Origin of the sequence: Halorussus sp. MSC15.2, from assembly GCF_010747475.1 — an archaeon.
GTDB lineage: Archaea > Halobacteriota > Halobacteria > Halobacteriales > Haladaptataceae > Halorussus.
Genome location: NZ_VSLZ01000008.1, coordinates 67,514 through 90,575, shown reverse-complemented (window position 1 = coordinate 90,575; position 23,062 = coordinate 67,514). Strand labels below are relative to the sequence as shown.

General features: G+C 66.0%; 28 protein-coding genes and 1 pseudogene. 15 read left to right on the top strand and 14 right to left on the bottom strand.

Features of this window, described 5'->3' with window-relative positions:
• Positions 1-17 precede the first annotated feature (17 nt).
• Positions 18-455 carry a hypothetical protein gene (locus tag FXF75_RS20675; RefSeq protein WP_163523963.1) on the top strand — a complete coding sequence of 146 codons (438 nt, stop codon included), beginning with the start codon at positions 18-20 and terminating at the stop codon, positions 453-455.
• A gap of 23 nt (positions 456-478) precedes the next feature.
• Here the strand turns inward: FXF75_RS20675 and FXF75_RS20670 are convergent, their stop codons facing one another.
• From FXF75_RS20670 to FXF75_RS20650, 5 genes are all read right to left on the bottom strand, one after another.
• Positions 479-955 (bottom strand): hypothetical protein, encoded by a 477-nt coding sequence (locus FXF75_RS20670; protein ID WP_163523962.1) that lies wholly within the window; start codon positions 953-955, stop codon positions 479-481.
• Between the two features lie 75 nt (positions 956-1,030).
• Complete coding sequence (locus FXF75_RS20665; RefSeq protein ID WP_163523961.1) at positions 1,031-1,576, bottom strand: NUDIX domain-containing protein; 546 nt, start codon at positions 1,574-1,576, stop codon at positions 1,031-1,033.
• 69 nt (positions 1,577-1,645) lie between these two features.
• A complete protein-coding gene (locus FXF75_RS20660) occupies positions 1,646-2,506 on the bottom strand; it encodes a class 1 fructose-bisphosphatase (protein ID WP_163523960.1) in 861 nt (286 codons plus the stop codon).
• Positions 2,503-3,297: a class I fructose-bisphosphate aldolase gene (locus FXF75_RS20655; RefSeq protein ID WP_163523959.1), complete on the bottom strand. Its 795-nt coding sequence runs from the start codon at positions 3,295-3,297 to the stop codon at positions 2,503-2,505. The genes FXF75_RS20660 and FXF75_RS20655 overlap by 4 nt, the downstream gene beginning before the upstream one ends.
• 282 nt (positions 3,298-3,579) lie before the next feature.
• A complete protein-coding gene (locus tag FXF75_RS20650; RefSeq protein WP_309221879.1) occupies positions 3,580-4,212 on the bottom strand; it encodes a helix-hairpin-helix domain-containing protein in 633 nt (210 codons plus the stop codon).
• Between the two features lie 269 nt (positions 4,213-4,481).
• On the opposite strand from FXF75_RS20650, the gene FXF75_RS20645 reads away from it, so the two are divergent.
• Together FXF75_RS20645 and FXF75_RS20640 are read left to right on the top strand one after the other, a co-directional pair.
• On the top strand, positions 4,482-5,078 hold the full coding sequence (locus FXF75_RS20645; protein ID WP_163523958.1) for a cysteine hydrolase family protein: 597 nt from the start codon (positions 4,482-4,484) through the stop codon (positions 5,076-5,078).
• A 49-nt stretch (positions 5,079-5,127) separates the two neighbouring features.
• Positions 5,128-5,988 carry a 3-hydroxyacyl-CoA dehydrogenase family protein gene (locus FXF75_RS20640; protein ID WP_163523957.1) on the top strand — a complete coding sequence of 287 codons (861 nt, stop codon included), beginning with the start codon at positions 5,128-5,130 and terminating at the stop codon, positions 5,986-5,988.
• 27 nt (positions 5,989-6,015) lie between these two features.
• Here the strand turns inward: FXF75_RS20640 and FXF75_RS20635 are convergent, their stop codons facing one another.
• Positions 6,016-7,086: a phytoene/squalene synthase family protein gene (locus FXF75_RS20635; RefSeq protein WP_163523956.1), complete on the bottom strand. Its 1,071-nt coding sequence runs from the start codon at positions 7,084-7,086 to the stop codon at positions 6,016-6,018.
• Positions 7,087-7,253: 167 nt separating this feature from the next.
• On the opposite strand from FXF75_RS20635, the gene FXF75_RS20630 reads away from it, so the two are divergent.
• Entirely contained in the window at positions 7,254-7,493 is a 240-nt protein-coding gene (locus FXF75_RS20630) for a hypothetical protein (RefSeq protein WP_163523955.1), read from the top strand.
• Here the strand turns inward: FXF75_RS20630 and FXF75_RS20625 are convergent.
• Positions 7,490-8,770, bottom strand: coding sequence for an MFS transporter (locus FXF75_RS20625; protein WP_163523954.1), 1,281 nt, complete (start codon positions 8,768-8,770; stop codon positions 7,490-7,492). The genes FXF75_RS20630 and FXF75_RS20625 overlap by 4 nt on opposite strands.
• 82 nt (positions 8,771-8,852) lie before the next feature.
• On the opposite strand from FXF75_RS20625, the gene FXF75_RS20620 reads away from it, so the two are divergent.
• The 3 genes and pseudogenes from FXF75_RS20620 (at position 8,853) to FXF75_RS20610 (ending at position 10,666) form a co-directional block, all read left to right on the top strand.
• The gene (locus FXF75_RS20620; RefSeq protein WP_375335556.1) at positions 8,853-9,248 is read left to right on the top strand and encodes an ArsR family transcriptional regulator; all 396 of its coding nucleotides are present in this window, start codon (positions 8,853-8,855) and stop codon (positions 9,246-9,248) included.
• An 81-nt stretch (positions 9,249-9,329) separates the two neighbouring features.
• Positions 9,330-10,471: pseudogene (locus tag FXF75_RS20615) on the top strand (acyl-CoA dehydrogenase).
• 6 nt (positions 10,472-10,477) lie between these two features.
• Positions 10,478-10,666 (top strand): hypothetical protein, encoded by a 189-nt coding sequence (locus FXF75_RS20610; protein WP_163523953.1) that lies wholly within the window; start codon positions 10,478-10,480, stop codon positions 10,664-10,666.
• Here FXF75_RS20610 and FXF75_RS20605 read toward each other — a convergent pair.
• Entirely contained in the window at positions 10,655-10,951 is a 297-nt protein-coding gene (locus FXF75_RS20605) for a helix-turn-helix transcriptional regulator (protein WP_163523952.1), read from the bottom strand. The genes FXF75_RS20610 and FXF75_RS20605 overlap by 12 nt on opposite strands.
• A 296-nt stretch (positions 10,952-11,247) precedes the next feature.
• Between FXF75_RS20605 and FXF75_RS20600 the strand changes: the two genes are divergently transcribed.
• Together FXF75_RS20600 and FXF75_RS20595 are read left to right on the top strand one after the other, a co-directional pair.
• Positions 11,248-11,526 (top strand): hypothetical protein, encoded by a 279-nt coding sequence (locus FXF75_RS20600; RefSeq protein ID WP_163523951.1) that lies wholly within the window; start codon positions 11,248-11,250, stop codon positions 11,524-11,526.
• 225 nt (positions 11,527-11,751) lie between these two features.
• Positions 11,752-11,961, top strand: coding sequence for a ribbon-helix-helix domain-containing protein (locus tag FXF75_RS20595; RefSeq protein ID WP_163523950.1), 210 nt, complete (start codon positions 11,752-11,754; stop codon positions 11,959-11,961).
• A 27-nt stretch (positions 11,962-11,988) separates the two neighbouring features.
• On the opposite strand, the gene FXF75_RS20590 is transcribed toward FXF75_RS20595, so the two are convergent.
• Positions 11,989-12,402: a hypothetical protein gene (locus FXF75_RS20590; RefSeq protein WP_163523949.1), complete on the bottom strand. Its 414-nt coding sequence runs from the start codon at positions 12,400-12,402 to the stop codon at positions 11,989-11,991.
• A 184-nt stretch (positions 12,403-12,586) separates the two neighbouring features.
• Here FXF75_RS20590 and FXF75_RS23230 point away from each other — a divergent pair, with 184 nt between their 5' ends.
• Positions 12,587-12,721, top strand: a complete 135-nt coding sequence (locus FXF75_RS23230; RefSeq protein WP_275897453.1) for a hypothetical protein — start codon at positions 12,587-12,589, stop codon at positions 12,719-12,721.
• A 1-nt stretch (position 12,722) separates the two neighbouring features.
• Here FXF75_RS23230 and FXF75_RS23410 read toward each other — a convergent pair whose 3' ends face one another.
• The 3 genes from FXF75_RS23410 to FXF75_RS20580 form a co-directional block, all read right to left on the bottom strand.
• On the bottom strand, positions 12,723-13,274 hold the full coding sequence (locus FXF75_RS23410; protein ID WP_309221877.1) for a hypothetical protein: 552 nt from the start codon (positions 13,272-13,274) through the stop codon (positions 12,723-12,725).
• Positions 13,241-14,812: a hypothetical protein gene (locus FXF75_RS20585; RefSeq protein ID WP_309221876.1), complete on the bottom strand. Its 1,572-nt coding sequence runs from the start codon at positions 14,810-14,812 to the stop codon at positions 13,241-13,243. Before FXF75_RS20585 ends, FXF75_RS23410 begins: the two co-directional genes overlap by 34 nt.
• A 166-nt stretch (positions 14,813-14,978) precedes the next feature.
• Positions 14,979-15,656 (bottom strand): hypothetical protein, encoded by a 678-nt coding sequence (locus FXF75_RS20580; RefSeq protein WP_163523948.1) that lies wholly within the window; start codon positions 15,654-15,656, stop codon positions 14,979-14,981.
• A 137-nt stretch (positions 15,657-15,793) separates the two neighbouring features.
• Between FXF75_RS20580 and FXF75_RS20575 the strand changes: the two genes are divergently transcribed.
• Positions 15,794-16,471: a VOC family protein gene (locus tag FXF75_RS20575; protein WP_163523947.1), complete on the top strand. Its 678-nt coding sequence runs from the start codon at positions 15,794-15,796 to the stop codon at positions 16,469-16,471.
• Between the two features lie 105 nt (positions 16,472-16,576).
• On the opposite strand, the gene FXF75_RS20570 is transcribed toward FXF75_RS20575, so the two are convergent.
• Both FXF75_RS20570 and FXF75_RS20565 read right to left on the bottom strand, forming a co-directional pair.
• The gene (locus tag FXF75_RS20570) at positions 16,577-16,882 is read right to left on the bottom strand and encodes a DUF5779 family protein (RefSeq protein WP_163523946.1); all 306 of its coding nucleotides are present in this window, start codon (positions 16,880-16,882) and stop codon (positions 16,577-16,579) included.
• Between the two features lie 146 nt (positions 16,883-17,028).
• Positions 17,029-17,481 carry a ferritin-like domain-containing protein gene (locus FXF75_RS20565; RefSeq protein ID WP_163523945.1) on the bottom strand — a complete coding sequence of 151 codons (453 nt, stop codon included), beginning with the start codon at positions 17,479-17,481 and terminating at the stop codon, positions 17,029-17,031.
• A gap of 313 nt (positions 17,482-17,794) precedes the next feature.
• Here FXF75_RS20565 and FXF75_RS20560 point away from each other — a divergent pair, with 313 nt between their 5' ends.
• The 4 genes from FXF75_RS20560 to ilvC all read left to right on the top strand — a co-directional run bounded on the left by FXF75_RS20560 (position 17,795) and on the right by ilvC (position 23,058).
• Positions 17,795-19,006 (top strand): LeuA family protein, encoded by a 1,212-nt coding sequence (locus FXF75_RS20560; RefSeq protein WP_205427931.1) that lies wholly within the window; start codon positions 17,795-17,797, stop codon positions 19,004-19,006.
• 563 nt (positions 19,007-19,569) lie between these two features.
• Complete coding sequence (gene ilvB / locus FXF75_RS20555; RefSeq protein ID WP_163523975.1) at positions 19,570-21,336, top strand: biosynthetic-type acetolactate synthase large subunit; 1,767 nt, start codon at positions 19,570-19,572, stop codon at positions 21,334-21,336.
• Positions 21,333-22,019: an acetolactate synthase small subunit gene (gene ilvN, locus FXF75_RS20550; RefSeq protein WP_163523944.1), complete on the top strand. Its 687-nt coding sequence runs from the start codon at positions 21,333-21,335 to the stop codon at positions 22,017-22,019. The genes ilvB and ilvN overlap by 4 nt, the downstream gene beginning before the upstream one ends.
• Positions 22,012-23,058 carry a ketol-acid reductoisomerase gene (gene ilvC / locus FXF75_RS20545; protein ID WP_163523943.1) on the top strand — a complete coding sequence of 349 codons (1,047 nt, stop codon included), beginning with the start codon at positions 22,012-22,014 and terminating at the stop codon, positions 23,056-23,058. Before ilvN ends, ilvC begins: the two co-directional genes overlap by 8 nt.
• Positions 23,059-23,062 lie beyond the last annotated feature (4 nt).

Sequence of the window (23,062 nt, the reverse complement as noted above, 5' to 3'; positions counted from 1 at the left end):
GACCGTACCGTAACCTCGTGGACCGAACAGTTCCCCTCGCGTTCGCTCTCCTCGGTGTCGTTCTCGGCGCGGTCGGCCAACTGAACAGTCTCGCCCCGGCGCTGTTGCGGGGACCGAGCCTAGCCACGCTCGGCCCCGGATTCGCCCTGCTCGGCGGCGTCCTCTTCCTACTCTCGACGGTCGTCGTGGCGTGGGTCGGTTACCGGACCGGTCGGCGAGTCAATCTCCCCGCGGAGTTCGGCCGGTTCGCGGCGACCGCAGGTGCCGCCGGTGGACTCGGCTTTCTGGTCGGCGGTACGACCACTCTCCTCGTCGCGCCCGTCCCGCTCGACGACGTTCTCGCCACTGTCGTCTTCGCAGTGGGATACAGCGCGGTCACGAAAGGCGTCTCCATCGGACTCTACGGTCTCGCCGGGGCCGCAGTGGGACACTTCCGCGCTACCGGAGGAGTTTGAGCCGTCGGGAACGGGGTCCGTCGTCAGTCGTCAGCGAGGTCGGACCCGTGCCAGACGACGGCCCAGTCGGCCGGACTCGGAAGCCCACACCCGGTCAGTGCGACGAGTGCGACGGTCCCGAGGTGGTCGTCGGCCGCCACGGGGTCCGGAAGCACCCCCGCCGCGACCAGCACGAGCGGGAGGGCCAGCAGGACTGGGAGGAGCGCGGCGACGCGCAACACCCAGTCGGGCGTCTCGGTCGGCACGTCCGTGACCTCGACGCGCACGAGACCGCCAGTCAGCGCGTTCGGAAGCACGCCCCACCCTATCGGCGAAGTCGAGTCGGCGTCGGTGTCAGGGAGGACGCTGACGGTGTACTCGGCGTCGGTGAACGAGAGCGGAGCGACGTGGAGGAGTTCGTGGACGCAGATTCCCACCGCGAGGGTGGCGAGCAGGACGGCGCCGAGCGCGAACCAGTGGCCGACCGTTTCGGGCGCGAACCAGTGGAGGGCGAATTGCATCGGACGTGACGGCGGTGTTCGTCGCGCGGACTCAACTGTTTCGGAACTGCGTGGGGGCCGCGGTCGGCGGCCGGGTTACTCCAGTTCGAGGTCCTCGGGTCCGTCGGCGGCACGCGCGGCGGCGAGTTCCGCCAGCACGCCCTCGGCGGTCGTTTCGTCGGTCCCGGCGTAGGGGTCGTCTACGGCGTCGAACGGTTCTGAGTCGTCGAGTCCGGCCGCGCGCTCTATCGCGCGACTGAATCGCTCACCCAGCGACGCAGTGAGTCGGTCGGCCGCCGTCTCGGGCGTGACCCACTCGTGGTCGTCGTGTTCGTGATTCAGCGAGACGTCGCGCTGGTCGGTTTCACACCGGTAGACGAGCGTCACCATCGGGTCCGCGGTCTCGCTGTCGAGCCACCCGCCGTACCCGGCCTCGACCGGTGGACCGACCGCAGCGTCGACGTCGAGTTCCTCGCGGAGTTCTCGTCGAAGTCCGCCGACGAGCGTCTCCCCGAACTCGAAGGTCCCGCCGGGTGGCTCCCAGTGGTCGCCGACCCGAGTAACGAGAACGTCGCCGTCCGGGCCGAACAGTATCGCTTTCTGCGTTATCTTCCCGACGAAAGGTTCGGTGTTATCGGCCATGGTGGACCGTACCGGCCAGTCACATAAATAAGTGGACAGAATGCGGACGGCGTGACGTACCGCCCGACTTCAGAACTGCGATTCGAGCCTGTTGATTAGCTCCTCGTTGCCGACGTAGACCGGCGTGCGCTGGTGAATCTCCTCTGTCTCGGCGTCCAGCAGCGACTCCTCGCCGTTCGAGGACGCGCCGCCCGCCGACTCCACGATGTACGCGATGGGGTTGCCCTCGAACTGAAGTCGCAGTTTGCTCTCCGGTCGGGACTCCAACTCGGGGTAGGCGAACACGCCGCCGTAGGTCAGCACCTGATTCACGTCGCCTATCATCGCACCGCCGTACCGGAGTTTGAGTTCGTCCTCGATGTCGCGAGCGTAGTCTGCGAACCGGTCGGTCCAGTCCGGAACGCGCCCGCCGAATCCGTAGACCGTCGGGTCGTCGGGCAGGGTCACGTCCTCGCGGACCGCGCGGCGTTCGGCGGTTCCCTCGTCGGTCTCCTCGACGACGTACTCCGTGACGTCGCCGTCGCGCGCGACGACCATCGTCGTGATGGGACCATAGAGGACGTAAGCCGCGGCGACGAGGTGAGTCCCCTTCGCGGGAAGTTCGGCGTCGTACACCCCGAGGACGGTCCCCATCGAGTTGTTCGACTTGAGGTTCGAAGAGCCGTCGAGGGGGTCCACGGTGACGGCATATCCGCCGTCGTCTCCGCATTGGACGACGTCGTCGCGCTCCTCGCTGGCGAACTGACTCACCCCGTCGATGGCGGTCAGGCGCTCGGCGAGGAGTTCGTCGGCCCAGACGTCGGCGGCCAGTTGAGTCTCGCCGCTGGCGTTCTCGGCGTCGGTCTTCCGGCGACGACCGGAGAGACCACCGCGAATTTCGGGGGCCGCGCGAGCGACGGTCTCGACGATTTCGGTAACCGCGTCGCTCATTCGTCGAGCGCTTCGTCGGCGGTGGCTTCCTCGAAGATGACCTGTTCGAGCGCGTCGAGGATGCGCTCGGGTTCGTCGCGCTGCCAGACGTTTCGACCGACCGCGAGGCCAGCGCCGCCGGCGTCCATGACAGCCTCGACGCTGGAGAGGAACTCGTAGTCGCTGACCTTCGACCCGCCCGACATCACGACCGGCATCTCCGCACCCGACTGGACCGCCCACTCCATCGACTCGCGGTTGCCGGGGTACTTCACTTTCGCCATGTCCGCGCCGATTTCGAGCGCGATGCGAGTGGCGTAGGCGATGACGCTCTCCTTCGTGTCGTTCTTCAGTCCCTGTCCGCGCGGGTACGACCACATGACGACCGGCAGGTCGTACTCGCTGTGGGCTTCCTCCTGCACGTCCCGGAAGTCCTCGTACATGTCCTTCTCGTTGTTCGACCCGGAGTAGACGGTGTAACCGACCGCGTCCGCGCCGAGTTCTGCGGCGTACTCGACCGACCAGTTCTGGGGGGAGTGGGGTTCGCCCATCCAGAGGTTACTGGTCCCGTTGAGTTTCGCCAGCAGGTTCACGTCGTCGTCGTAGGAGGGGTAGTAGGTCTCGGCGACCCCCTTCTGGACCGCCAGCGACGTGACCGCGTCGTGGGTGGCGATGTCGAAGACCTGCTCGGGGTCGAGGGTCTCGGGCACCGAGTCGAAGTCCGCGGAGGGACCGTGTTCCAGACCGTGGTCGTAAGCGAGGATGAGCGCCTTGCCGTCGCGCGTTACCGGGGAGTCTTCGAGTGGTATCATCCGTTTCAATCTCCGATAACATCGTATAAGAGTCTAATGGTCGGAGCGTATTTTCAGAGACTACAGCAGAATCGGTTTCGGGACGTGAGGAAGTCCCTGAGAGGCCGGACGCTAGAAGAGGATATTACTACTTAGATAGTTAAAATCCAGCGAAAGCGGTCGAGTCGCAGCAGTCGAACGCTCGGCGACCGCTCCGGAGAGAGATTCGATAGTCGGGACCACGGACTACGGTCGAAGAGACGAACGTGACCGATACTGCCGACGAACCGCAACGAGAAGGGGCTACGCGAGGTCGCGGGCCGCGTCGCGCCACTCGGCGACGCGCTCCTTGTCGAGTCCCAGCGAGTCGGCGACGTGTTCCGGGTCGGCGGTGGCGAGACTCCGGACGGAGGTGACGCCGCCGTTGGCGAGGATTTCCGCGGTCCGCTCGTTCACGCCGGGGACGTCGGTCACGGGGTCGGGTTTGCTCCGCTCGCGCCACGCGGCCTCGGCCTCCTCGGCGGCCCCGCTTCCGTCGGTGGACGCCTCCCCGGTCGGCGTCCAGTCGCCGCTCGTCACGTCGGCCGTCTCGGGTTCGTTCGACTCCCAGTCGCCGCTGCTCGCGGCGACCCACGCGCGCTCGTTGTCCTGCAGTCCGCGGACCTTCTCCGAGCGGCGTTCGAGCGAGTCGTCGTTCTCGTCGCTGCCGCCGAACGACCAGTGAAGCGAGTGTTCTTTCCTGAGGCGGGTGGCGACGCCGGGGTTCACGCCCGCCTCGACGAGCATCTCGTAGGAGACCGACTTGTCGGCGATGCCGGTCCCGTCGAACTCCGCGTCCGCCAGCACCTCCGCCGTCGCGGGGCCGACGAAGTGTATGTCTGTCAGCTCCGCCACGCCGTCAGTCGATTCGTCGTCGGGGGCGTCGTTTTGGCTCACGAGGCGTCACCAGTTTGTATCCGACTCACACTGACACGGCTTGAATGTTTTGCATAGTGTGAATCGAATTCTACGTGTGACGGGTGGAATTATCTGTGGCCCCGCGGCGAAACACACAGTACCACGCGTTCGGAACTGACAGTCGTGAACGAACTCAGGTCTCACGTGGCCGTAGACCGACGGCGCGACCAGACGCGGGTCGCCAGCGAGCGCCCGATACGAGCGACCCGAAATCGCCCGACTGTGAACCGTCTCACCGGGGTGGTGACGTGAGTCTCGACCTCCCCGATGACGCGGCGCTGGTCCTCGTGGACTTCCAGCGCGGGTTCAACGCGCCGTCGTGGGGCGACCGGAACAACCCCGACGCCGAGGAGCGCGCACGGGACCTCCTCGGGGCGTGGCGTCGAGCGGACCTGCCGGTGGTCCACGTCAGACACGATTCTCGGGAGACCGATTCGCCGCTCCGGAGAGACGGCGAGGGCTTCGCGTTCAAGTCCGGTCTCGAACCCGCCGAGTCCGTGGGAGGTGAGTCTGACGACGGAGATGCAGAGGTGGAGTTGGTCAAGCGGGTCAACAGCGCGTTCGTCGGCACGGAACTGGAGTCGTGGCTCCGCGAGCGCAACTGCGAGACGCTCGTAATCGCGGGACTGACGACCGACCACTGCGTCTCGACCACGACCCGGATGGCCGACAACCTCGATTTTCGGCCCGTCGTCGTCTCCGACGCCACGGCGACCTTCGACCGCGAGGCACCCGACGGGGAAGAGATTCCGGCCGACCTGAGCCACCGGGTCGCACTGGCGCACCTCCGGGGCGAGTTCGCCCGAGTCGCCGACAGCGACGCGGTCGTTCGGTCGCTGGAGTAACCCGCCGCCCTTCGGTAGGCTTACGGCCCGACCGCAAGAATTGCCGACCATGGTACGCGACCTCGACAGCATCGACAGTATCGGCGTCGTCGGCGCGGGAACGATGGGAAGCGGCATCGCGCAGGTCGCCGCCCAGTCGGGTTACGACGTGGTGATGCGCGACGTGAAGGAGGAGTTCGTCCAGAACGGCTTCGACACCATCGAGGACAGCCTCGACCGCTTCGTGAGCAAGGAGAAACTCTCCGCGGAGGAGGCCGAGGCGGCGACCGAGCGCATCACGGGCACCACCGACCTCGCGGACCTCGCGGACTGCGACGTGGTGGTCGAGGCCGCCGTCGAAGACATGGAGGTCAAGCAGGACATCTTCGCCGACCTCGACGAGGCGATTCCCGACGACGTAGTGCTGGCGACCAACACCTCCACGCTCTCCATCACGACCATCGCCTCCGCGACGGAGCGCGAGGAGAACATCGTCGGTCTCCACTTCATGAACCCCGTGCCGGTGATGACGGGCGTCGAAGTCGTCGTCGGCGAGAAGACTGACGACGAGGTGGTCGAGTTCGCCCACGCGCTCGCGGAGGACCTCGGTAAGGAGACGTGGGAGTCCGACGACAAGCCCGGGTTCGTCACGAACCGCATCCTGATGCCGTGGCTCAACGAGGGCATCCGCGCCTACGACGAGGGCGTCGCCAGCAAGGAGGACATCGACAAGGGGATGAAACTCGGCACGAACGTCCCGATGGGACCGCTCGAACTCGCCGACCACATCGGACTCGACATATGTCTCGACGCGAGCGAGACGCTCCACGAGGAGTTGGGCGACCGCTACAAACCGGCCTACCTGCTCAAGCGGAAGGTGGACGCGGGCGACCTCGGAAAAAAGACGGGCAAGGGCTTCTACGAGTACTGAGAGTCGTCTCGAACGGGGGTGGCGTTCTCACGACGGCGAGTACGGCTCTTCTTCCAACTGCGCGCGGAGTTCGCCGATGTTCTCGCGCTCGACCCCGCCGGACTGGAACAGTTGGATGACCGCCATCACCTCCGCACGCGATATCTTCACGCCGCCCTCCTGCACGACGTCCTCGGGTCGCTCCAGCAGTTCGCGGCTAGTGCCGACCGCGAGCAGGAACGGGATGGCCCACGCTTCGAGGGTGTTACCCCGCGACTCCGGCAGGGCTTCGAGGTACCGCTGGGCGTCGTCCATGTACCCCCGCGCGTGGCGAGTCACGCGCTGGATGACGCCGGCGACCGCTGTCTCGTTCTCCGGGGCCGTGACGTTCGACGGACTGACGCCGCGTTCGCGGAGCCACGTCGCGGGGAGGTAGACGTTGTTCTCCTCGCGGAAGTCGTCGGACACGTCTTTGGCGACGTTGACCAACTGGAGCAGGAGCGCGAACCCTCTCGCGTTCGCCCGGAGAATCTCCGCGCGCCGGTCGTCCACGTCTTGGGCGACCAGATTGGTGATGAGTTCGCCGACCGTCCCCGCGGCGTACCAGCAGTACTCCTCGAGTTCGTCGATAGTGCCGATTCTGAGGCCGCCGTCGTCCTCGTATCGTTGGACGAACTCGGCCATCCCGCAGACGAGTTCGCTCACGGGCGGATAGATGGCCGACTGGGCGTCCTCGCCGAGCGACCGGAAGGTGGCCACGACGCGGGGCGACTCGGCGACCACCTCCCAGTCCTCGTCGGCATCGACCTCGTCGGTGTTGGCGGGAAGCCACGGTTCGACCGCAGTTCGGAACTCCTCGATGCTCGTCTCGTCGTCGGGGTCGAGCGCCCGGTCGTACAGACGGAGGAGTCGCGCCTGTTCGTCGGGCGAGATGTGTCCGGCATCCTCGACCGTGTCGGCGACGCGACAGAGCAGGTACCCGACACAGATGTACGAGGCCATCGGCTCTTCCAGCACGTCGATAGTGATGGCGAACGTCCTCGAAACGCCCTGCACAGCGTCGAAACACCAGTCGATATCGCTGTCGGCGAGACGTCCGGTAGGCGACTCCGTGTCCATTGACTTTTGGGTCTTTAGGACCCGAGAGTGAAAAGCTTGAGCAAATACCATAGGATTTACCGCCGACGCGGCGCGAGGTACCCCCGATTCGACCGAAGAGGCGACAGTCCGACGCGACACAAGTCGGCTACCCAACGTTTATTCTGGCCCGGCGCGTCGGAGTAGGTATGATTCCGACGCCGAAAGACGCCGCGAAGGTCCTCGTCGGCAAGCCCCTGAAGTTCCACACGAACAGGCTCAACGTCGCGTCGTTCGTCCTGCAGGCCGCGCTCGCGCTCCGAAACGGGAACCACAAGCGAGCGTTCCTCCTGTTGGGCGCGGCGAGCGTCGCGCCGAAACATCCGGCGGCCTCGTGGCTGGTTCAGGGTGCGCTCACCGCCGACGACATCCGCCGGAAACTGTTCTAACTCGTCCCGGAGTCACCGAACTCTCCGGACGTGACGCGCGTCGGCGGGCCGAATCGCCGAAGCGAGGGGACGCCGAGCCAGTAGGTTCCTGCGAGTACCGACCCGAGCGCGCTAGCGAGCATGACGGTTCGACTGCCGAACCGCGACCCGGCGAGACCGCCGAGGAGCATCCCCGCCGGGACGACGAGACTCGACGCGCTCCCGACGACGGCGGTCACGCGCCCGAGCAGGTCGTCGGGCACGCCGGTCTGAATCGTCGCCGAGACCGAGACGTTGTAGACGCCGGCGGGAACCCGCGAGAGCGCGAACAGCGCGACCGTGGCGAGTCGGCCGGGGACGACCACCGCGAGCGTCCAGAGGAGACCCGACGCGGCGAACCCGACGATAGTGGTCGCACCCAACGGGAACTCGTCCACCGCCGAGGCCGCGACCGACCCGAGCACGATTCCCACAGTGGTCGCCGCCAGCAGCAGACCGTAGGTCTCGGGACCGCCGACCGCGTCGGCGAACGCCGGGAGGACAGCCAGCGTGACCCCCGTCAGGAAGTTGGCAAACAGACTCGCCGCCAGCATCTTGCCGACGATTGACTCGCCGAGGAGCGCAACGCCCTCACGGAGGTCCGCGAGGTAGCTATCGAGGTCGAGACTCTGCGCGGCGGTCTCCCCGTCGCGGGGCGGAATGGACAGCGACCAGTAGAGCAGGCCCGCGACGACGAACGTGGCGGCGTCGACGACGTAGAGCGCGACCGCACCGCTGACGGCGATAAGTGCCCCGGCGACGCCTCTGGCCGCGGCGTCCACGCTCTTCGCGGTGACTTGGGCCGCCGAGTTCGCACGGACTAAGTTCTCGTCCGAGACGAGTCGGGGTAGCGTAGCGTTCTGGGCCGGTCCCGTCAGGAGGTTCGCCAGCGCGAGCAGCGGCATCACGGTCAGCACGACAGCGACGTTCAGGTGTCCGAGCACGGCCGCGAGGGGCACGCCGAGGACGAGGACGGCCTGCGCGAACTCCGAGAGCGTGAGCGCTCGACCGAGGGGGAGTCGGTCCACGACCGGGCCGACGAAGAGTTTCAGCACGCCCGGAACGCGCGTCAGGAACCCCGCGATTCCGGTGTACGCCGTCGAACCGGTCAGGTCGTAGACGAGCCACATCGCGGCGACCGCGTAGAGACCGTCGCCGAGGACGCTCACCGCGTGTCCGGCGAGCATCCTGCGCAGGTCCGCGTTGCGGAGGACCGCCGCTCTGCGGCGGACCGCCGCGCGAAGTCCGTGTCCGTTCACGGTCGAGACCGACGCCCGGCGGTATCTTCAGCGTTCGGCGAACTGCAGTTCTGTAGGATATATTACTTTTTCCGTGAACTTGATGCGCGTGGCGGAAGCAACGACCGGCATGGCGAACTCGGAGGACGTGACGGACGCCCTCGAAGTCCTCGGTAACGAGATTCGCGTCTCCATCCTGCGCGAACTCGCGGACGCCGACGGTCCGCTCTCGTTCACCGAACTCCGCGAACGGGTGGGTATTCGGGACACAGGGAAGTTCAACTACCACCTCACGAAGCTCTGTTCGTACTTCGTCCGCGACACCGAGGGCGGGTACGAACTCGGCCACGCCGGGTCGCGGGTCGTCGCCGCGGCCGACCCCCACGCCGGGTCCGAAGGGTCCGGCGAACCGACCGCCGCCGACGAGACCTGTCCGGTCTGCGGCGACGAGAACTGCGAGAAACTCTTCCACGTCCACCTGACGCCCCCGTGGGGGTGAGGACGAACTCGTCGCCCGACGGGGGTCCGACTCGCGCTCCGAAGGGAAAACTAAAGGGCAGTTCCTCCCCAATTTTCGCCCATGGATTTCAGTCTCTCCGCAGAGCAGAAGCAGATACGCGACATGGTCGCGGAGTTCACGGACGAGGAGATAAAGCCCCGCGCGCCGAAATCGACGAGAACGACGAGTTCCCGCAGGACCTCGTGGACCAGATGGCCGACCTCGGCCTGATGGGGATGCCGTTCCCCGAGGAGTACGGCGGGGCCGGACTCGACTACCACTCCTACGCCATCGGACTGGAGGAGATTTCGCGCGGGTCGGGCGGTCTGGGCACCGTCGTCGCGGCCCACACCAGTCTCGCGGGGAACATGCTCTACGAGTTCGGCGACGAGGACCAGAAACAGGAGTACCTCACGCCGCTGAGCCGCGGTGAAGACGTCGGGGCGTTCGCGCTCTCGGAGGCGGGCGCGGGGTCGGACGTGCCCGCGATGGACACCACCGCGGAGAAGGACGGCGACGAGTACGTGGTCAACGGCGGGAAGCTCTGGATTTCCAACGGCTCGGTCGCGGACACGGTCACGCTGTTCGCCAAGACCGACCCCGACGCGGGCAACAAGGGCATCTCGTCGTTCGTCGTCCGGCCCGAGGAGGACGACGGCTTCCACGTCGAAGGCACCGAGGACAAACTCGGCGACAAGGGGTGTCCGACCGCGGAACTCCGGTTCGACGACATGCGCATCCCCGAGGACCGCCTGCTCGGCGAGGAGGGTCGCGGGTTCGTCCACGCGCTCAAGACGCTCAACGGCGGGCGCATCACCATCGCGGCGCGGTCCATCGGTCTCGCGCGCGCGGCGCTCGAAGACGCCCTCGAATACTCGCAGGACCGCGAGCAGTTCGACCAGCCCATCTCGGAGTTCCAGACCATCCAGCACAAACTGGCCGACATGGACACCAAGGTGCAGGCCGCGAAGATGCTGATGCACCGGGCGGCCGACCGCAAGATGCGCGGCGAGGACTACATCAAGCAGGCCGCGCAGGCCAAACTCTACGCCTCGGAGGTCAGCAGAGAGGTCGCCAACGAGGGCATCCAGATTCACGGCGGGTACGGCTACACCAAGGACTTCCCTGCCGAACGCTACTACCGGGACGCCAAACTGAACGAGATTTACGAAGGGACGAGCGAAGTTCTCCGCAACACGATTGCGAACGAACTCCTCGACTGAGGAGTGGTGTCTCGCCTTCTCGGGTCGCTTCTGCGGGTCCGCTTGCTGTGGCTCCCAGCGGTCGGACTGCTGTTCGGTTCGATGCTGGTCGGCGCGGAACTCCTTCCTGTCGGTGGCGGGGTCGGAATCGTCGTCGCGGGGTCGCTGACCGTGCTCGCGGTGCTTGTCGGTGGACTGCTCTACCTACTGTTCTGACGGCTGACCGCCGTCCACTTTCTCCCGCATCCACTCGAAGTGCTCCTCGACCCGGCGCTCGCCCGCTTCGGTCAGCGCGTACGCCTCGTGAATCCCCTCGGTGCGCTTCTCGACGAACCCCTGTTGAATCAGCCAGTCGAGCGCGCCGTAGAACGACTTCGAATCGAAGTGCGTGTCGTAGTGGTCTTCGAGTCGGGTCTTGAGACTCTGGCCGCGGAGTCGGTCGGTCTCGTAGAGCAGGACGCAGAGGTCGCGTCGCCGCCCGCTCTGGAGCCATCTGGTCATGGTCAAGCGATTCGGCCGAGCGATTACGACGCTTGCGCTTCGGCGACGGACCCACGCGGCGAACGTACGCCCGACCAACCGCCGGGATGCGCCCGGCCGACCAATTCTCGTGGGTGGGATAAAGGGGTCGTCGGTCGCGCCCGAAGGGCTTGGTCGTCAGAGCGACCGCGACCGGGCGAGGGCTTCGATAGACCGTCACTATCATTCTGACCGTCGTTCTATGCCCGATTGAGTTTCTCCGCACTCCCGAGAGACGAATCGGTACCTTCGACTGTCACCACCCCAAACCTTCGGCCATGACCGACGAAGAGCAAGCCGAAAACGCGGGCGTCACCGCACGGTACTACGAGACCGACGACGAGCGCGTGTTGGAGTTCGACGGCGACCGCGCGACCGCCGCCATCGCACAGAACGTCGAGGGGTACGCCATGTTGAAGGTCCGGCCGAGCGCCGACGGCGACGAACTCGAACGCTACTACGGGTTCGACATGGCGCTGGACCACGCCGCCGAACTGCTGGGCGTCGCGCCACACGACCTGCCGATTCCGGGCGACGCCGAAGACATGGGGATGTGACCGACGCGGAACCTCGACGCCGAGCGTCGGACCCGGCGGAAGTGCCGCATCGACTCGACCGGTTCGCTCACTCCGGGCACCCACTCCTCGTGGCTACTGCGGGTTGATGCACCACCGGGAGACTCGCGACTGTCGGGAAACCACGTCAAGGATGTTCAGGGATAGGACGACGCTAGCGCGCCGGAGGACACAACATCTATCCCGCGTGCGGCCCCATTCTCTCGCATGACAGAGTACACCACCGTCTCGATTCCGAAGGACCTCGCAGACCGCGTGGACGAGACCATCGAGGGAACCAGTTTCTCCAGCACGAGCGACCTCGTCCGGTTCCTGCTCCGGAGCATCGTCATCCAGCATCAGAAAGAGGGCCACCTGACCGAGTCCGAGTTCGAGGAGATTACCGGCCAACTGCGGGAACTGGGGTATCTGGAGTAGCGCCGCCGTCGAGCGTCGGGTTCGGTCTCAGACCAGCGACTCCGTGGGCGGTTCCGCGTCCACCACTTCCAGCGGTTGCCTGCGGCCCGAACGGTCGAACGCCGCCAGCGACGACTCGTCCCACGGCGGTACCGCGACGAATATCGTCTCGTGGAGGTCGTCGGTCTTAGCGACTTCGAGGTTACCACGAGGGTGAGAGACGAACCGGCCCTGCGTCTGTCCGGCGGGGACCGACAGGTCCACGCCGAACACGGCGGTCAGCGACTTTCCGGCGTCCGGCGGATAGAAGTGCGTAAAGACGGGGACCTCCGGCGGTACGTCTCCGATGCCCTCCAGTTCTGCCGCGGGCGTCACTGCGAGGGAGACGGTCAACTCGTCCGGTTCCGACTCCGCCGCGAAGTCGAGTAACACGTTCACCAACCCCCGAGTTACGTACACCACACTCGACTTTGGGGGTGTCGGTGTATAACGATACTGCCCTGCGAGGGTATCCGACAGCCGGTCCGGGTGGCGGATGACAACTACTTTCACTTATGACGACGTCCGTCTGACTTACGTCAGACTTCTACATGTTGCGAAATATATAGAATTTTTTATATTTTAATAGCTATTACTGCTAGTTGCAATGGCAGACACCAACGTGACCTCGTACCTCGCAGAGAATCCCCGGATGATGGGCGTCCTGTTCACCATGCTGCTGCTGCTCTCGCAGGCAGGAAACGCGGCAGGAGCGTTCGCAGTCTCGTGCTACGGCCCGTAAATCAGAGTTCGTCCGCGTCGACCGACCGACTCCACGTGAACTGACCGTCGATTTTCAGCGGAATGTTCTCCAGCGCGAGCGTCGTCCGTAACTGGTCCCGAGTCAGCGTGAAGGGACCGTGTTCGCCCGAGGCCAGTCGATACTGCTCGGATTCTTCCAACTGCGGTTTGAAGAAGCCACCCATGCCACCGTCTCCCGAGACGTAGCTCTGGACCGACAGTTCGAACTCGTCGGTCTCCTCGTCGCCGGTCTCGATGGCGCAGAGGACTGCCACCCCGCTCTCTGTCTGGGCGATGTCTACGTTCCCGTCGCCGACGACGATGTACTGATTGCCGACGATGCTCCGGTCCCGAGCGATGGACAGCGCGGCCCGGAGCGGGAACCCCCGGTTCAGCAGGCGAACCATCGTCTTCCCCACCCTGACTGCGCCGCTGTTTATCACGTCGCTCAACGTGACGACGCCGCCGACGCTGCCCGCTTCGACCAGTGCCATCCCCTGCTCGTAGGAGCGACAGGCGTTCAGCACGAACGCCTCGGCACCGACCGACTCCAACTCGGCCGCGTCGAGATGACCGTCGGAACACTGGAACCCGTCGTCGTCGATGTGGCGATGTAGTGGAGGAACGCGGTCTCCTCGGCCAGCACTGCTCGGAGTTGTGCGGTCGTCAGGTCTCGGTGGACCGTCACCTCGAACGGGAGGTTCTCGCGCGACCCGTACACTTCTGCGGCGATGTCGCGCTCCTCGTCCATCTCGACGTCGTTGCATACCACCGCGATTTCGATGTCGTCGGTCTCGGTCTCCTGTTCGAGGCGGTTCCGAAACGCGGTCGTCGTCGCCTTGCTGGCGTCCACCGGAGCGTGGTCGCCGAGCCACGCCTGTTCCACGGAGTCGGTTCGCTCCGGTTCGACTACCGGAAGGTTCTCGCCGGACTCGGCCGTACTCCGGGTGAAGTCGCCGTCGTTCGCCGTCTCGCCGTCGCGGGCGACCTCTCCGACGGTCGCGGTCGAAGTCTGGGGCGTCGTCTGGCGGACGTCCGGTGTTCGGACGACCGCGAGGTCGTCTACCAGAAACGGGAGCGACGAGACGTTCTCCGGCGCGGGTTCGACGTGAGTGGTCAGTTTCCACGACGGAACGTGGTCGGCGACCACCTCGAACGGGACCGAGAGGTAGGCTTCGACGCGCTCGGCCAACGGCCGGTCGTAGAGGTCCGCGAAGTCCAACTCGACCAACGGTTCGACCGCCGCTCGCTCGTGCAACTCCACCGGATAGTACCCCTCGGTTCGCGTGACGCAGTCCAGCAGGAACGTCTGCCGGAGCGTTCTGGCCACCTCTTCTTCGAAGCCCTGCGGGCCGTCGAGCGCGTACTCGAACCCCTCGTCGGTGACGATTCGGGGTGCGCTACCCGGAACCATCTCCGCGCCGAGATAGAACGCGAGCGGCGCCGCCACGTAGGCGTGGCTCAGGTCCGGCGGGAGTTCGACGCGAACGCCGGTCTCGGGCACGTCGAGTTCGTCCGGGACGTGGAGTTGCTCGCCCACTTCGACCAGCGGTGGGTGCCCTCGGAGCGTCGGGAAACTCCGCTCGGGTGACGTGGTCTTCAGCGCCGACCCGAATGTCGAGAGCGCAGTCATGACGTCACGGGGGTTCTCGGTCGTGGTGACTGTCGCCGCGGGCCGCTCGTGGTGCGAGCGCGCACCGATTCGAACCTCCGTCTCGGAGTCGAACTCGAACCGAATCCCGTCGTCGCTCGCCGTCACCGACAGTGCACCCTCGACTGCGAGGTAGAGTTTCATCGGCGTACACAACTCGACGTCGTACGCGCCCGGTGGAAGTCGTCGGTCGGTCCCCGGATTCACTTCGAGACGCATCTCACCGTCCGTGTTCCGGACGTAAGACCCCACGAACGTCGGAAGCGTGACCGCAACGGTCGTGATAGCTACCGCTTCGTCCACCGGAAACCGGAAGCGTTGGGTGTCGGTCGGCGTCGGCGAGACGACCGACGGAGTACGAACGGCGTACGTTCGGCGCTCGATGTGGTCCCGAATCTCGATGCCCGGACGCTCCGACGTCGGGTCGAACGAGAGGCTCACGGCCACACCTCCCGCCGTCTCTGCGCCGAATCCACCCCTCGGAGGAAACGCATAGGATTCAATTTAACGTCCTACTCCAAAAATTTATCGTCCGTTACGTTTCTGCGTCGTTATACTATCGGTTCGCGTTCACTACACTTGTCGCTCGCACGATAGCCGACTCACGCTACCGCTGGAGTAACAGTCGCAGGTTTTCCGCGTAGAGTTTCGGCGTCGCTCGTCGCGCCCCGCTGAGGGCGTCGTCGAGCGCACGCGTCGCATCGTCCAATACCCCCCGTCCGTGGCCGAAGAGGACGCGTTCCGGTCGGAGACCGCGAAGCGACGATGGCGGCGTCAGTCGCAGCATCGGGTGAACGCCGATTCGCTCGCCGGGCGTGGTGAAGTACGGCGCGTTGCCGACGCTCTCGGGGACGACGAGCGTCCCGTTCTCCTCGTCGTAGAGCGCCGCCTCCGCCCACCCGAACGAGTCGAAGACCGTCAGGACTCGGAAGTCGGTCCCCGGCAGGGTGGCGTCGAACCGCCGGAGTTCGGCCTCGGTCTCCGGGACGTCGTCGAACCACGAGGGAACGTAGACCGGAACGTCGTGGCGTTGCGCGATAGCGTCCGCGTCCCGATAGTGGCGGTTCAGGAGGACGACGACGCCCGTGACGTCACCGAACTCCGCGAACAGGTCGTCGATGTCCGCTGCATCGACGGGGTCTACCACCCAGACGCCCGGTTCGGTGGCGAGGGCGTGACTGGCACGCAACATCGCCTCGTCCGGGTGGGCAATCCAGCCGACGCCGTCCTCCCAGCGGTCGATTTCCTCGTAGTCCGTCGCTGGCTGTGACTTCTTCAGTGGCATGCCCGTCGATACGGGTCGTAGCCACAAAATCCCCACCGACGCGGACCGAGACGTGGGAACCGGACGCGCGGACGGAGGTCGCGCCCCGTTTTCGTCACGCACGGGCTTTATCCGCCGGGACCGCGTACCTCGAATCCATGCTCTCGGGGTTGCGATGGCTGGCGCTCGAAGCGAAGTACCTCGACCGTGCACGCGAGTTCTACGCGACGCACCTCGATATGACGGTGGTCCGGGAGGGCGACGGCGAAGTCGTCCTCGACGCCGGTGAGACCGACCTCGTCCTCCGGGAACCGGGAGAGGTACCTCGCGGCGGAGTCCATACACACTACGCGTTCGCCGTACCGCCGGACCGCTACGACGCGTGGTACGACCGTCTCGACGAGTCGTTCGACCTCACCGAGTTCGACTTCGGCGGTGGGAAGTCGTTGTACTTCTACGACCCGGACGGCAACTGCGTCGAAATCGGTAGCGTCGGCGAGGGCGACGCCAGTATTACCGAGGTGTTCGAGATAGTCCTCGAAGTCGAGGACCTCGCGCGCGCCGAATCGCTCTACCGCTCGCTCGGCTTCGAGGTGGTGGACCGCGGCGACCAGCGCCGCCGTGTACGCCTCGGCGGTCCGGTGGACCTCGAACTCTGGGAACCCCACTTGGGTATCGCCGACGCTCGGGGCGGTCTCCACGTCGATGTCGGGTTCGCGGCCGAGGACCCGGACGCGGTGGCCGAATCGGTGCGCGACCGCGTCTGCGAAGTCGAGCAGAGAGACGACGGCGTCCGCGTGCGCGACCCGGACGGCCACTACCTGACGTTTCAGTGAGGGCCGAAACCGGAGTCGGGACCCGTCGCCCGTTCGCACTCGAACCGGCGCGCCGCTCGTCGTCCGACGTGTCCGGACGCTCCGACGTGGCGGGGAGGAATCGCCTCAGAGCCGGTCGGCGTCCACGCTGACGTCGGTGGGAGTCACGATGAGGAACTCCCGGAAGTGAATCAGGTTCCCGCCGCGTTCCTTGACTCGCGGCGCGAGGTCGGCCGCCAGTTCCGGCAGGTCCCCCTCGATAGCGAGTACGAGAACGTCACCGCGTTCGATTACCTCGAACCACTCGCGCTCGTCGGTCGTCCCGTCGAGTTCGCCGAGAACGATTCGCCGGTCGCCCTGCTCGCGGTCCTCGTCGCCGTCCTCTATCTCCTGTTCGACTGTCTGGAGGTCGAGGTCGAAACCACTGGTCATACCCGCTCGCTCACACTCCCTCGGGAAAGACCTTGCCCCCGGCGGTCGGTCGGACGCCGCTCGTTTTAACTCGAGGAGCGAATCGCACGCCGAAGTCGTCACTGGGGTCGGTTTCGATACGGAGAGAACGAATTCAGCGAGAGTCGTCAGTCCTCGTCGTACTCGCGCTTGAACCCGCGGAACTCGGTCCGGTGGGCCTCCTCGTCCGCGAGGATGGTCACCGCGATGTCTTCGGTCACGGGGTCCTCGTCACCGGCCGCCGTGATGAGCGAGCGGTACGTCTCGATGGCGTCCTCCTCGGCGTCGAGGACGCCCTCGATGACCGACAGCACGTCGGTGCTGTTCTCGGGCGGTTGGAGGCTCTCCTGTCGGGCCTCGAAGTCGTAGGACGCGGGCGGGCGCTCGTCGAGTTGCTTGAGTCGCTGGCCAAGCATCTCGGCGTGATTGAGTTCCTCCTGAATGTCGGTTTCGAGGCTCTCCTTGACCTCCTCGGCGCTCACGCCGTCGAGAACGATGGAGTTAGTCAGGTAGTTCATCACCGTCTCGATTTCGTCGCTGTACGCCTTCTTGAGCAGGTCCGTGACCTCTTGAGTTGTCATACGTACGGCACTACGTCCGCCAGCCTTCTTACTGTTCCGGCGATGACAACGTGTTTGACGAGTCCGCGCCCGAGAGATTTCCCGCTCGGTGTGTGAGCAATTAACTCGCTCGACCTCGCTCGCCCGCCCGTTATAATAATATGTGTATTAGGTAGACTAAGGCAATACGAATGATTACAGGACGTTTCAGTCGTGCGATTTTGCGAGCAGTCCGTCTCTCGCCGTGGTGTCACTCGTCCGAAACCACCTGTCTCAGCGACACCCTTAAATAGGAGAAGGGCACCACCCTGAGTTACGATGTCCGACAACGACATTGGCTCGTCCGGTACCAGCCGGGCGGGTCGAGTTCTTCGATGGCACGTTAGCTACTGAGACCGAGTTCGAGTCCGCGCGGGTCTTCGACACCACCCTGCGGGACGGCGAACAGGCTCCCCGTACCTCCTTCTCATACGACGAGAAGCGAACTATTGCAGAGGCCTTGGACCGGATAGGTACCCACGTCATCGAGGCGGGGTTCCCGGTCAACTCCGACGCCGAGTTCGAGGCCGTCAGCGACATCGCCGCGAGTACGTCCGCGACCACCTGCGGTCTCGCGCGCATCGTGGAGAAGGACGTGGAAGCCGCGCTCGACTCCGGCGTCGAGATGGTCCACGTCTTCGCCTCGACCAGCGACGTGCAGATAGAGGATTCGATGCACGCCACCCGCGAGGAGGTCGTGGAACGCTCCGTCGCCGCGGTCGAACGCGTGAAGGAGGCGGGCGCGACGGCGATGTTCTCGCCGATGGACGCCACCCGGACCGACGAGGACTACCTGAAGCGGGTCGTCGAGGCGGTCTCCGAGGTCGGCGTCGATTGGATAAACATCCCCGACACGTGCGGCGTCGCCACGCCGAGTCGGTTCGCCGACGTAGTTCGCACGGTAGACGAACACAGCGACGCGCGAATCGACGTTCACACCCACGACGACTTCGGCATGGCCACGGCCAACGCCATCGCCGGATTCGAGGCCGGGGCCGACCAAGCGCAGGTCTCGATAAACGGCATCGGCGAGCGAGCCGGTAACGCCGCCTACGAGGAGGTCACGATGGCGGTCGAGTCGGTCTACGGCGTCGATACCGGCATCGACACGACCGGCATTTCGGAACTCTCGGCGATGGTCGAGGAGTACAGCGACGTCCCGGTCCCGGCGAACAAGCCGGTGGTCGGCGACAACGCCTTCGCCCACGAGTCCGGCATCCACGCCGCCGGAGTCATCGAGAACTCCGACACCTTCGAACCGGGCGTGATGACCCCCGAGATGGTCGGTGCCGAGCGCGAGTTCGTGCTGGGCAAGCACACCGGCGCGAACTCGGTCCGCAAGCGACTGGAGGAGAGCGGGTTCGACCCGACCGACGAGGAGGTCCGGACGGTGACCCGCCGGGTCAAGGACTACGGCGCGGAGAAGAACGCCGTGACGGTGGCCGACCTCGAACGGTTCGCCCGCGAAGCGGGCATCACGCACGAGGAATCGGAGGTCCGCGCCTGATGACGACCGACGGAGTCGCCTCCGCCCGCCAGCCGTGCGCGGCGGAGTCCGGACGAGGAACGCAACCGGCGCGCCCCCGTCGGCGGACGGTCGCCGGTGTGGCACGACTGCGACCTTCGCGCAAAGGTTGCGCGGCACACAAAGGTTATGAGCGTCGCCCCCGGAACGTACTCAGTAACGATGCGACAGTCACCCACTGCTACCGACGCGGGGCGTCTCACGTCGGTCGGCGCGCGAGCGGCCGACGCCGCGAGCAGTGCGACTGTCGAGCGCGTGATTATTGTAGGGGCCTAAGCCCCTACACTACCACTTCTCCGACCCGAGTTTTCGCACCGTTTTCAGACCGACCAGCACGCGCTCGACCACCAGTGACACGAAATCGCACGACGCCGATGACCCAAGACGCATCGACAGAGACCACCCGCAGACGAACCGCTCGGGGAGGTGACTACCGTGAGTGAACCCGCGAAACCGCGGTTCCCCGAGACCGACGACGCCGACGCCGAGGAGTCATCGACCGAGGTGACGGCGGACGACGCGCGCACCGAAGCCGAGACGACCGAATCCGGTCCCACGACCGCGCGGAGGCCGTCGTCACGGCGCTCGAACGCGCCGGGGCCGAGACGCTGTTCGGCGTGCAGGGAGGGGCCATCATGCCCGTCTACGACGCGCTCTACGACTCGGACCTCCGGCACGTCACGATGGCTCACGAGCAGGCCGCTGCCCACGCCGCCGACGCCTACGGCATCGTCTCGGGGACGCCGGGCGTCTGTCTGGCCACGTCCGGGCCGGGCGCGACCAACCTCACGACCGGCATCGCTGACGCCGACATGGACTCGGACCCGATGGTCGCGCTGACCGGACAGGTACCCACGGAGTTCGTCGGCAACGACGCCTTCCAAGAGACCGACACCACCGGACTGACCACGCCGATTACGAAGACGAACTACTTCGCCCAGCGCGCCGACGACGTCGGCGACACCGTCGGCGAAGCGTTCGCGCTGGCGGGCGCGGGCCGACCCGGCCCGACGCTGGTGGACCTCCCGAAGGACGTGACGCAGGCCGAGACCGACGCCGAACCGGGCGAGGCGAAGACGCCCGAGACCTACAACCCGCAGACGGTGGCCGACGAGGAGTCGGTCGCCGCGGCCGCGCGCACGCTCAAACGCGCGGAGAAACCCGTCGTCCTCGCGGGCGGCGGCGTCGTCAAGGGCGAGGCCAGCGAGCAACTGCGCGAGTTCGCCCGGCGATACCAGATTCCGGTCGCCACCTCGATGCCCGCCGTGGGAGCGTTCCCCGAGGACGACGACCTCGCCGTGGAGATGGTGGGGATGCACGGGACGGGCTACGCGAACATGGCCACGACACACTGCGACGTGATGCTGGCGGTCGGTTGTCGCTTCGACGACCGACTCACCGGCGGCGTAGAGACGTTCGCTCCCGACGCCGAAGTGGTCCACGTGGACATCGACCCCGCGGAAATCTCGAAGAACGTCTACGCGGACGTCCCCCTCGTCGGTGACGCCGCGACGGTCTTGGAGCAGTTGGACGACGAGATGGGAAGCGAAACCGGGGCCGACCCGGACGACATCGCCGACCGCTATCGGGAGTGGCGCGACCAGTGCCAGCAGTGGAAAGCGGAGTACCCGATGGACTACCGGACGCCGTCAGAGACGAGCGCTGACGAGCCTTCGACGGAGTCGAAGACCGCGGAGGGTCTCGACGAACCGCTCAAGCCGCAGTTCGTCGTGGAAGCGCTCGACGAGGCGACGGACGACGATGCCATCGTCACCACGGGCGTCGGCCAGCACCAGATGTGGGCGGTCCAGTACTGGACGTTCCGCGAACCCCGGACGTGGGTGTCGAGTCACGGACTCGGCACGATGGGCTACGGCCTGCCCGCCGCCATCGGCGCGAAACTGGCCGCCCCGAACAGGGAGGTCGTCAGTTTCGAGGGCGACGGCTCGTTCCTGATGACTATTCAGGAGTTGGCCGTGGCGGTCCGCGAGAATCTGGACATCACGGTCGCGGTCCTCAACAACGAGTACATCGGGATGGTCCGCCAGTGGCAGGACGCCTTCTTCGAGGGCCGCCACTCGGCCTCCGAGTACTCGTGGTGCCCCGAGTTCGACAAGTTGGCCGAGGCGTTCGGCGCAAAGGGTCTCTCGGTCTCCTCGTACGACGAGGTGCCCGACGCCATCGAGTCCGCGATGGCCCACGACGGTCCCTCCGTCGTGGACTTCCGCATCGACCCCGACGAAAACGTCTACCCGATGGTTCCCTCGGGCGGAGCAAACGGCGAGTTCGCGCTGTCGGAGGACCAGCTATGAGCGACAGCGAGAACGGAACGTCCGGACTGCGGGGACCGACCCCCGAGGAGCGACCGAAACCCGAGGGCCGCCGGAACCGACACGGCGAGCGCGTCGATTCGGCGACCGACGCCGAGCAGGACACCCGGACCGCGGAGGTCTCGGTGCTGGTCGAACACGAACCCGGCGTGCTGGCGAAGGTGTCGGGCCTGTTCTCCCGGCGGCAGTTCAACATCGAGAGCCTGACGGTCGGCCCGACGACGGTGGACGGCCACGCCCGAATCACGCTGGTCGTCGAGGAGACCGACGCCGGTATCGAACAGGTCAAGAAACAGGTCGAGAAGTTGGTCCCCGTCATCGCGGCGGGCGAACTCGGCGACGACGCCGTCTGCGCCGAGTTGGTCCTGCTGAAGGTGCGCGGCGAGGAACCCGACAAGGTTCACGCCATCACCCAGATGTACGAGGGCCAGACGCTCGACGCCGGACCCCGGACCATCACGGTCCAGATAACCGGCGACCAGCAGAAGATAGACGACGCGGTGGACGCGTTCCGGCAGTTCGGCATCATCGAAATCGCCCGGACCGGCCAGACCGCGTTGGCCCGCGGCGACACGCCGACGACGCCGGGCGAGTCGCCCGCGGCGTCCGCAGAGAGTACCGCGAACACCGAACAGACGGCGGAGAACACCGACAACGATGACTGACGAATTCAACACCACGGTTTACTACGACGACGACGCGGACAGCGCGCAAATCGAGGACGCGACGGTCGCGGTCCTCGGATACGGAAGTCAGGGCCACGCCCACGCCCAGAACCTCGCCGACAGCGGGGTAGACGTAATCGTGGGCCTGCGAGAGGACTCTTCCTCGCGCGACGCCGCCCGAGCGGACGGTCTCCGCGTGGCGACGCCGACGGAGGCCGCGAGCGAGGCGGATGTCGTGTCCGTCCTCGTGCCCGACACGGTCCAACCGGCCGTCTACGCCGACATCGAATCGGAACTGGAGGCCGGCGATACCCTCCAGTTCGCCCACGGGTTCAACATCCACTACGGCCAGATAGAACCCCCTGAGGACGTGGACGTGACGATGATAGCCCCGAAGTCGCCGGGCCACCTCGTCCGACGCAACTACGAGAACGGCGAGGGCACGCCCGGCCTGCTGGCGGTGTATCAGGACGCGACCGGCGACGCCAAGGAGCAGGCCCTCGCGTACGCGGAGGCCATCGGGTGTACGCGCGCGGGCGTGGTCGAGACCACGTTCCGCGAGGAGACCGAGACCGACCTGTTCGGCGAGCAGGCCGTCCTCTGTGGCGGCATCACCGAACTCATCAAGGTCGGCTACGAGACGCTCGTGGACGCGGGCTACAGCCCCGAGATGGCCTACTTCGAGTGCCTGAACGAGATGAAGCTCATCGTGGACCTCATGTACGAGGGCGGAATGCGCGAGATGTGGGACTCGGTCTCGGACACCGCCGAGTACGGCGGCCTGACGCAGGGACCCGAAATCATCGACGAAGACGTGCGCGAGAACATGGAGGAGACGCTCGAAGCGGTGCAGAACGGCGAGTTCGCCCGCGAGTGGATTACCGAGAACCAGACCGGACGCCCGGTGTACCGCCAGCGGAAGGAGGCGGACGTGAACCACGACATCGAGGACGTGGGCGCGCGACTCCGCGACCTATTCGCGTGGGCCGACGACGAGCAGAACGACGAATCGACCGAGAAAGTGACTGCGGACGACTGAGACC

What these genes read in the sequence shown, in the direction of transcription:
- FXF75_RS20570 (WP_163523946.1), bottom strand. Translation starts at nt 16,882, where the DNA reads ATGACCAGTGGTTTCGACCTCGACCTCCAGACAGTCGAACAGGAGATA.
- FXF75_RS20640 (WP_163523957.1), top strand. Translation starts at nt 5,128, where the DNA reads ATGGTACGCGACCTCGACAGCATCGACAGTATCGGCGTCGTCGGCGCG.
- FXF75_RS20565 (WP_163523945.1), bottom strand. Translation starts at nt 17,481, where the DNA reads ATGACAACTCAAGAGGTCACGGACCTGCTCAAGAAGGCGTACAGCGAC.
- FXF75_RS20620 (WP_375335556.1), top strand. Translation starts at nt 8,853, where the DNA reads ATGCGCGTGGCGGAAGCAACGACCGGCATGGCGAACTCGGAGGACGTG.
- FXF75_RS20580 (WP_163523948.1), bottom strand. Translation starts at nt 15,656, where the DNA reads ATGCCACTGAAGAAGTCACAGCCAGCGACGGACTACGAGGAAATCGAC.
- FXF75_RS20605 (WP_163523952.1), bottom strand. Translation starts at nt 10,951, where the DNA reads ATGACCAGATGGCTCCAGAGCGGGCGGCGACGCGACCTCTGCGTCCTG.
- ilvC (WP_163523943.1), top strand. Translation starts at nt 22,012, where the DNA reads ATGACTGACGAATTCAACACCACGGTTTACTACGACGACGACGCGGAC.
- FXF75_RS20630 (WP_163523955.1), top strand. Translation starts at nt 7,254, where the DNA reads ATGATTCCGACGCCGAAAGACGCCGCGAAGGTCCTCGTCGGCAAGCCC.
- FXF75_RS20655 (WP_163523959.1), bottom strand. Translation starts at nt 3,297, where the DNA reads ATGATACCACTCGAAGACTCCCCGGTAACGCGCGACGGCAAGGCGCTC.
- FXF75_RS20575 (WP_163523947.1), top strand. Translation starts at nt 15,794, where the DNA reads ATGCTCTCGGGGTTGCGATGGCTGGCGCTCGAAGCGAAGTACCTCGAC.
- FXF75_RS20635 (WP_163523956.1), bottom strand. Translation starts at nt 7,086, where the DNA reads ATGGACACGGAGTCGCCTACCGGACGTCTCGCCGACAGCGATATCGAC.
- FXF75_RS20660 (WP_163523960.1), bottom strand. Translation starts at nt 2,506, where the DNA reads ATGAGCGACGCGGTTACCGAAATCGTCGAGACCGTCGCTCGCGCGGCC.
- FXF75_RS20665 (WP_163523961.1), bottom strand. Translation starts at nt 1,576, where the DNA reads ATGGCCGATAACACCGAACCTTTCGTCGGGAAGATAACGCAGAAAGCG.
- ilvN (WP_163523944.1), top strand. Translation starts at nt 21,333, where the DNA reads ATGAGCGACAGCGAGAACGGAACGTCCGGACTGCGGGGACCGACCCCC.
- FXF75_RS20595 (WP_163523950.1), top strand. Translation starts at nt 11,752, where the DNA reads ATGACAGAGTACACCACCGTCTCGATTCCGAAGGACCTCGCAGACCGC.
- FXF75_RS23230 (WP_275897453.1), top strand. Translation starts at nt 12,587, where the DNA reads ATGGCAGACACCAACGTGACCTCGTACCTCGCAGAGAATCCCCGGATG.
- FXF75_RS20670 (WP_163523962.1), bottom strand. Translation starts at nt 955, where the DNA reads ATGCAATTCGCCCTCCACTGGTTCGCGCCCGAAACGGTCGGCCACTGG.
- FXF75_RS20600 (WP_163523951.1), top strand. Translation starts at nt 11,248, where the DNA reads ATGACCGACGAAGAGCAAGCCGAAAACGCGGGCGTCACCGCACGGTAC.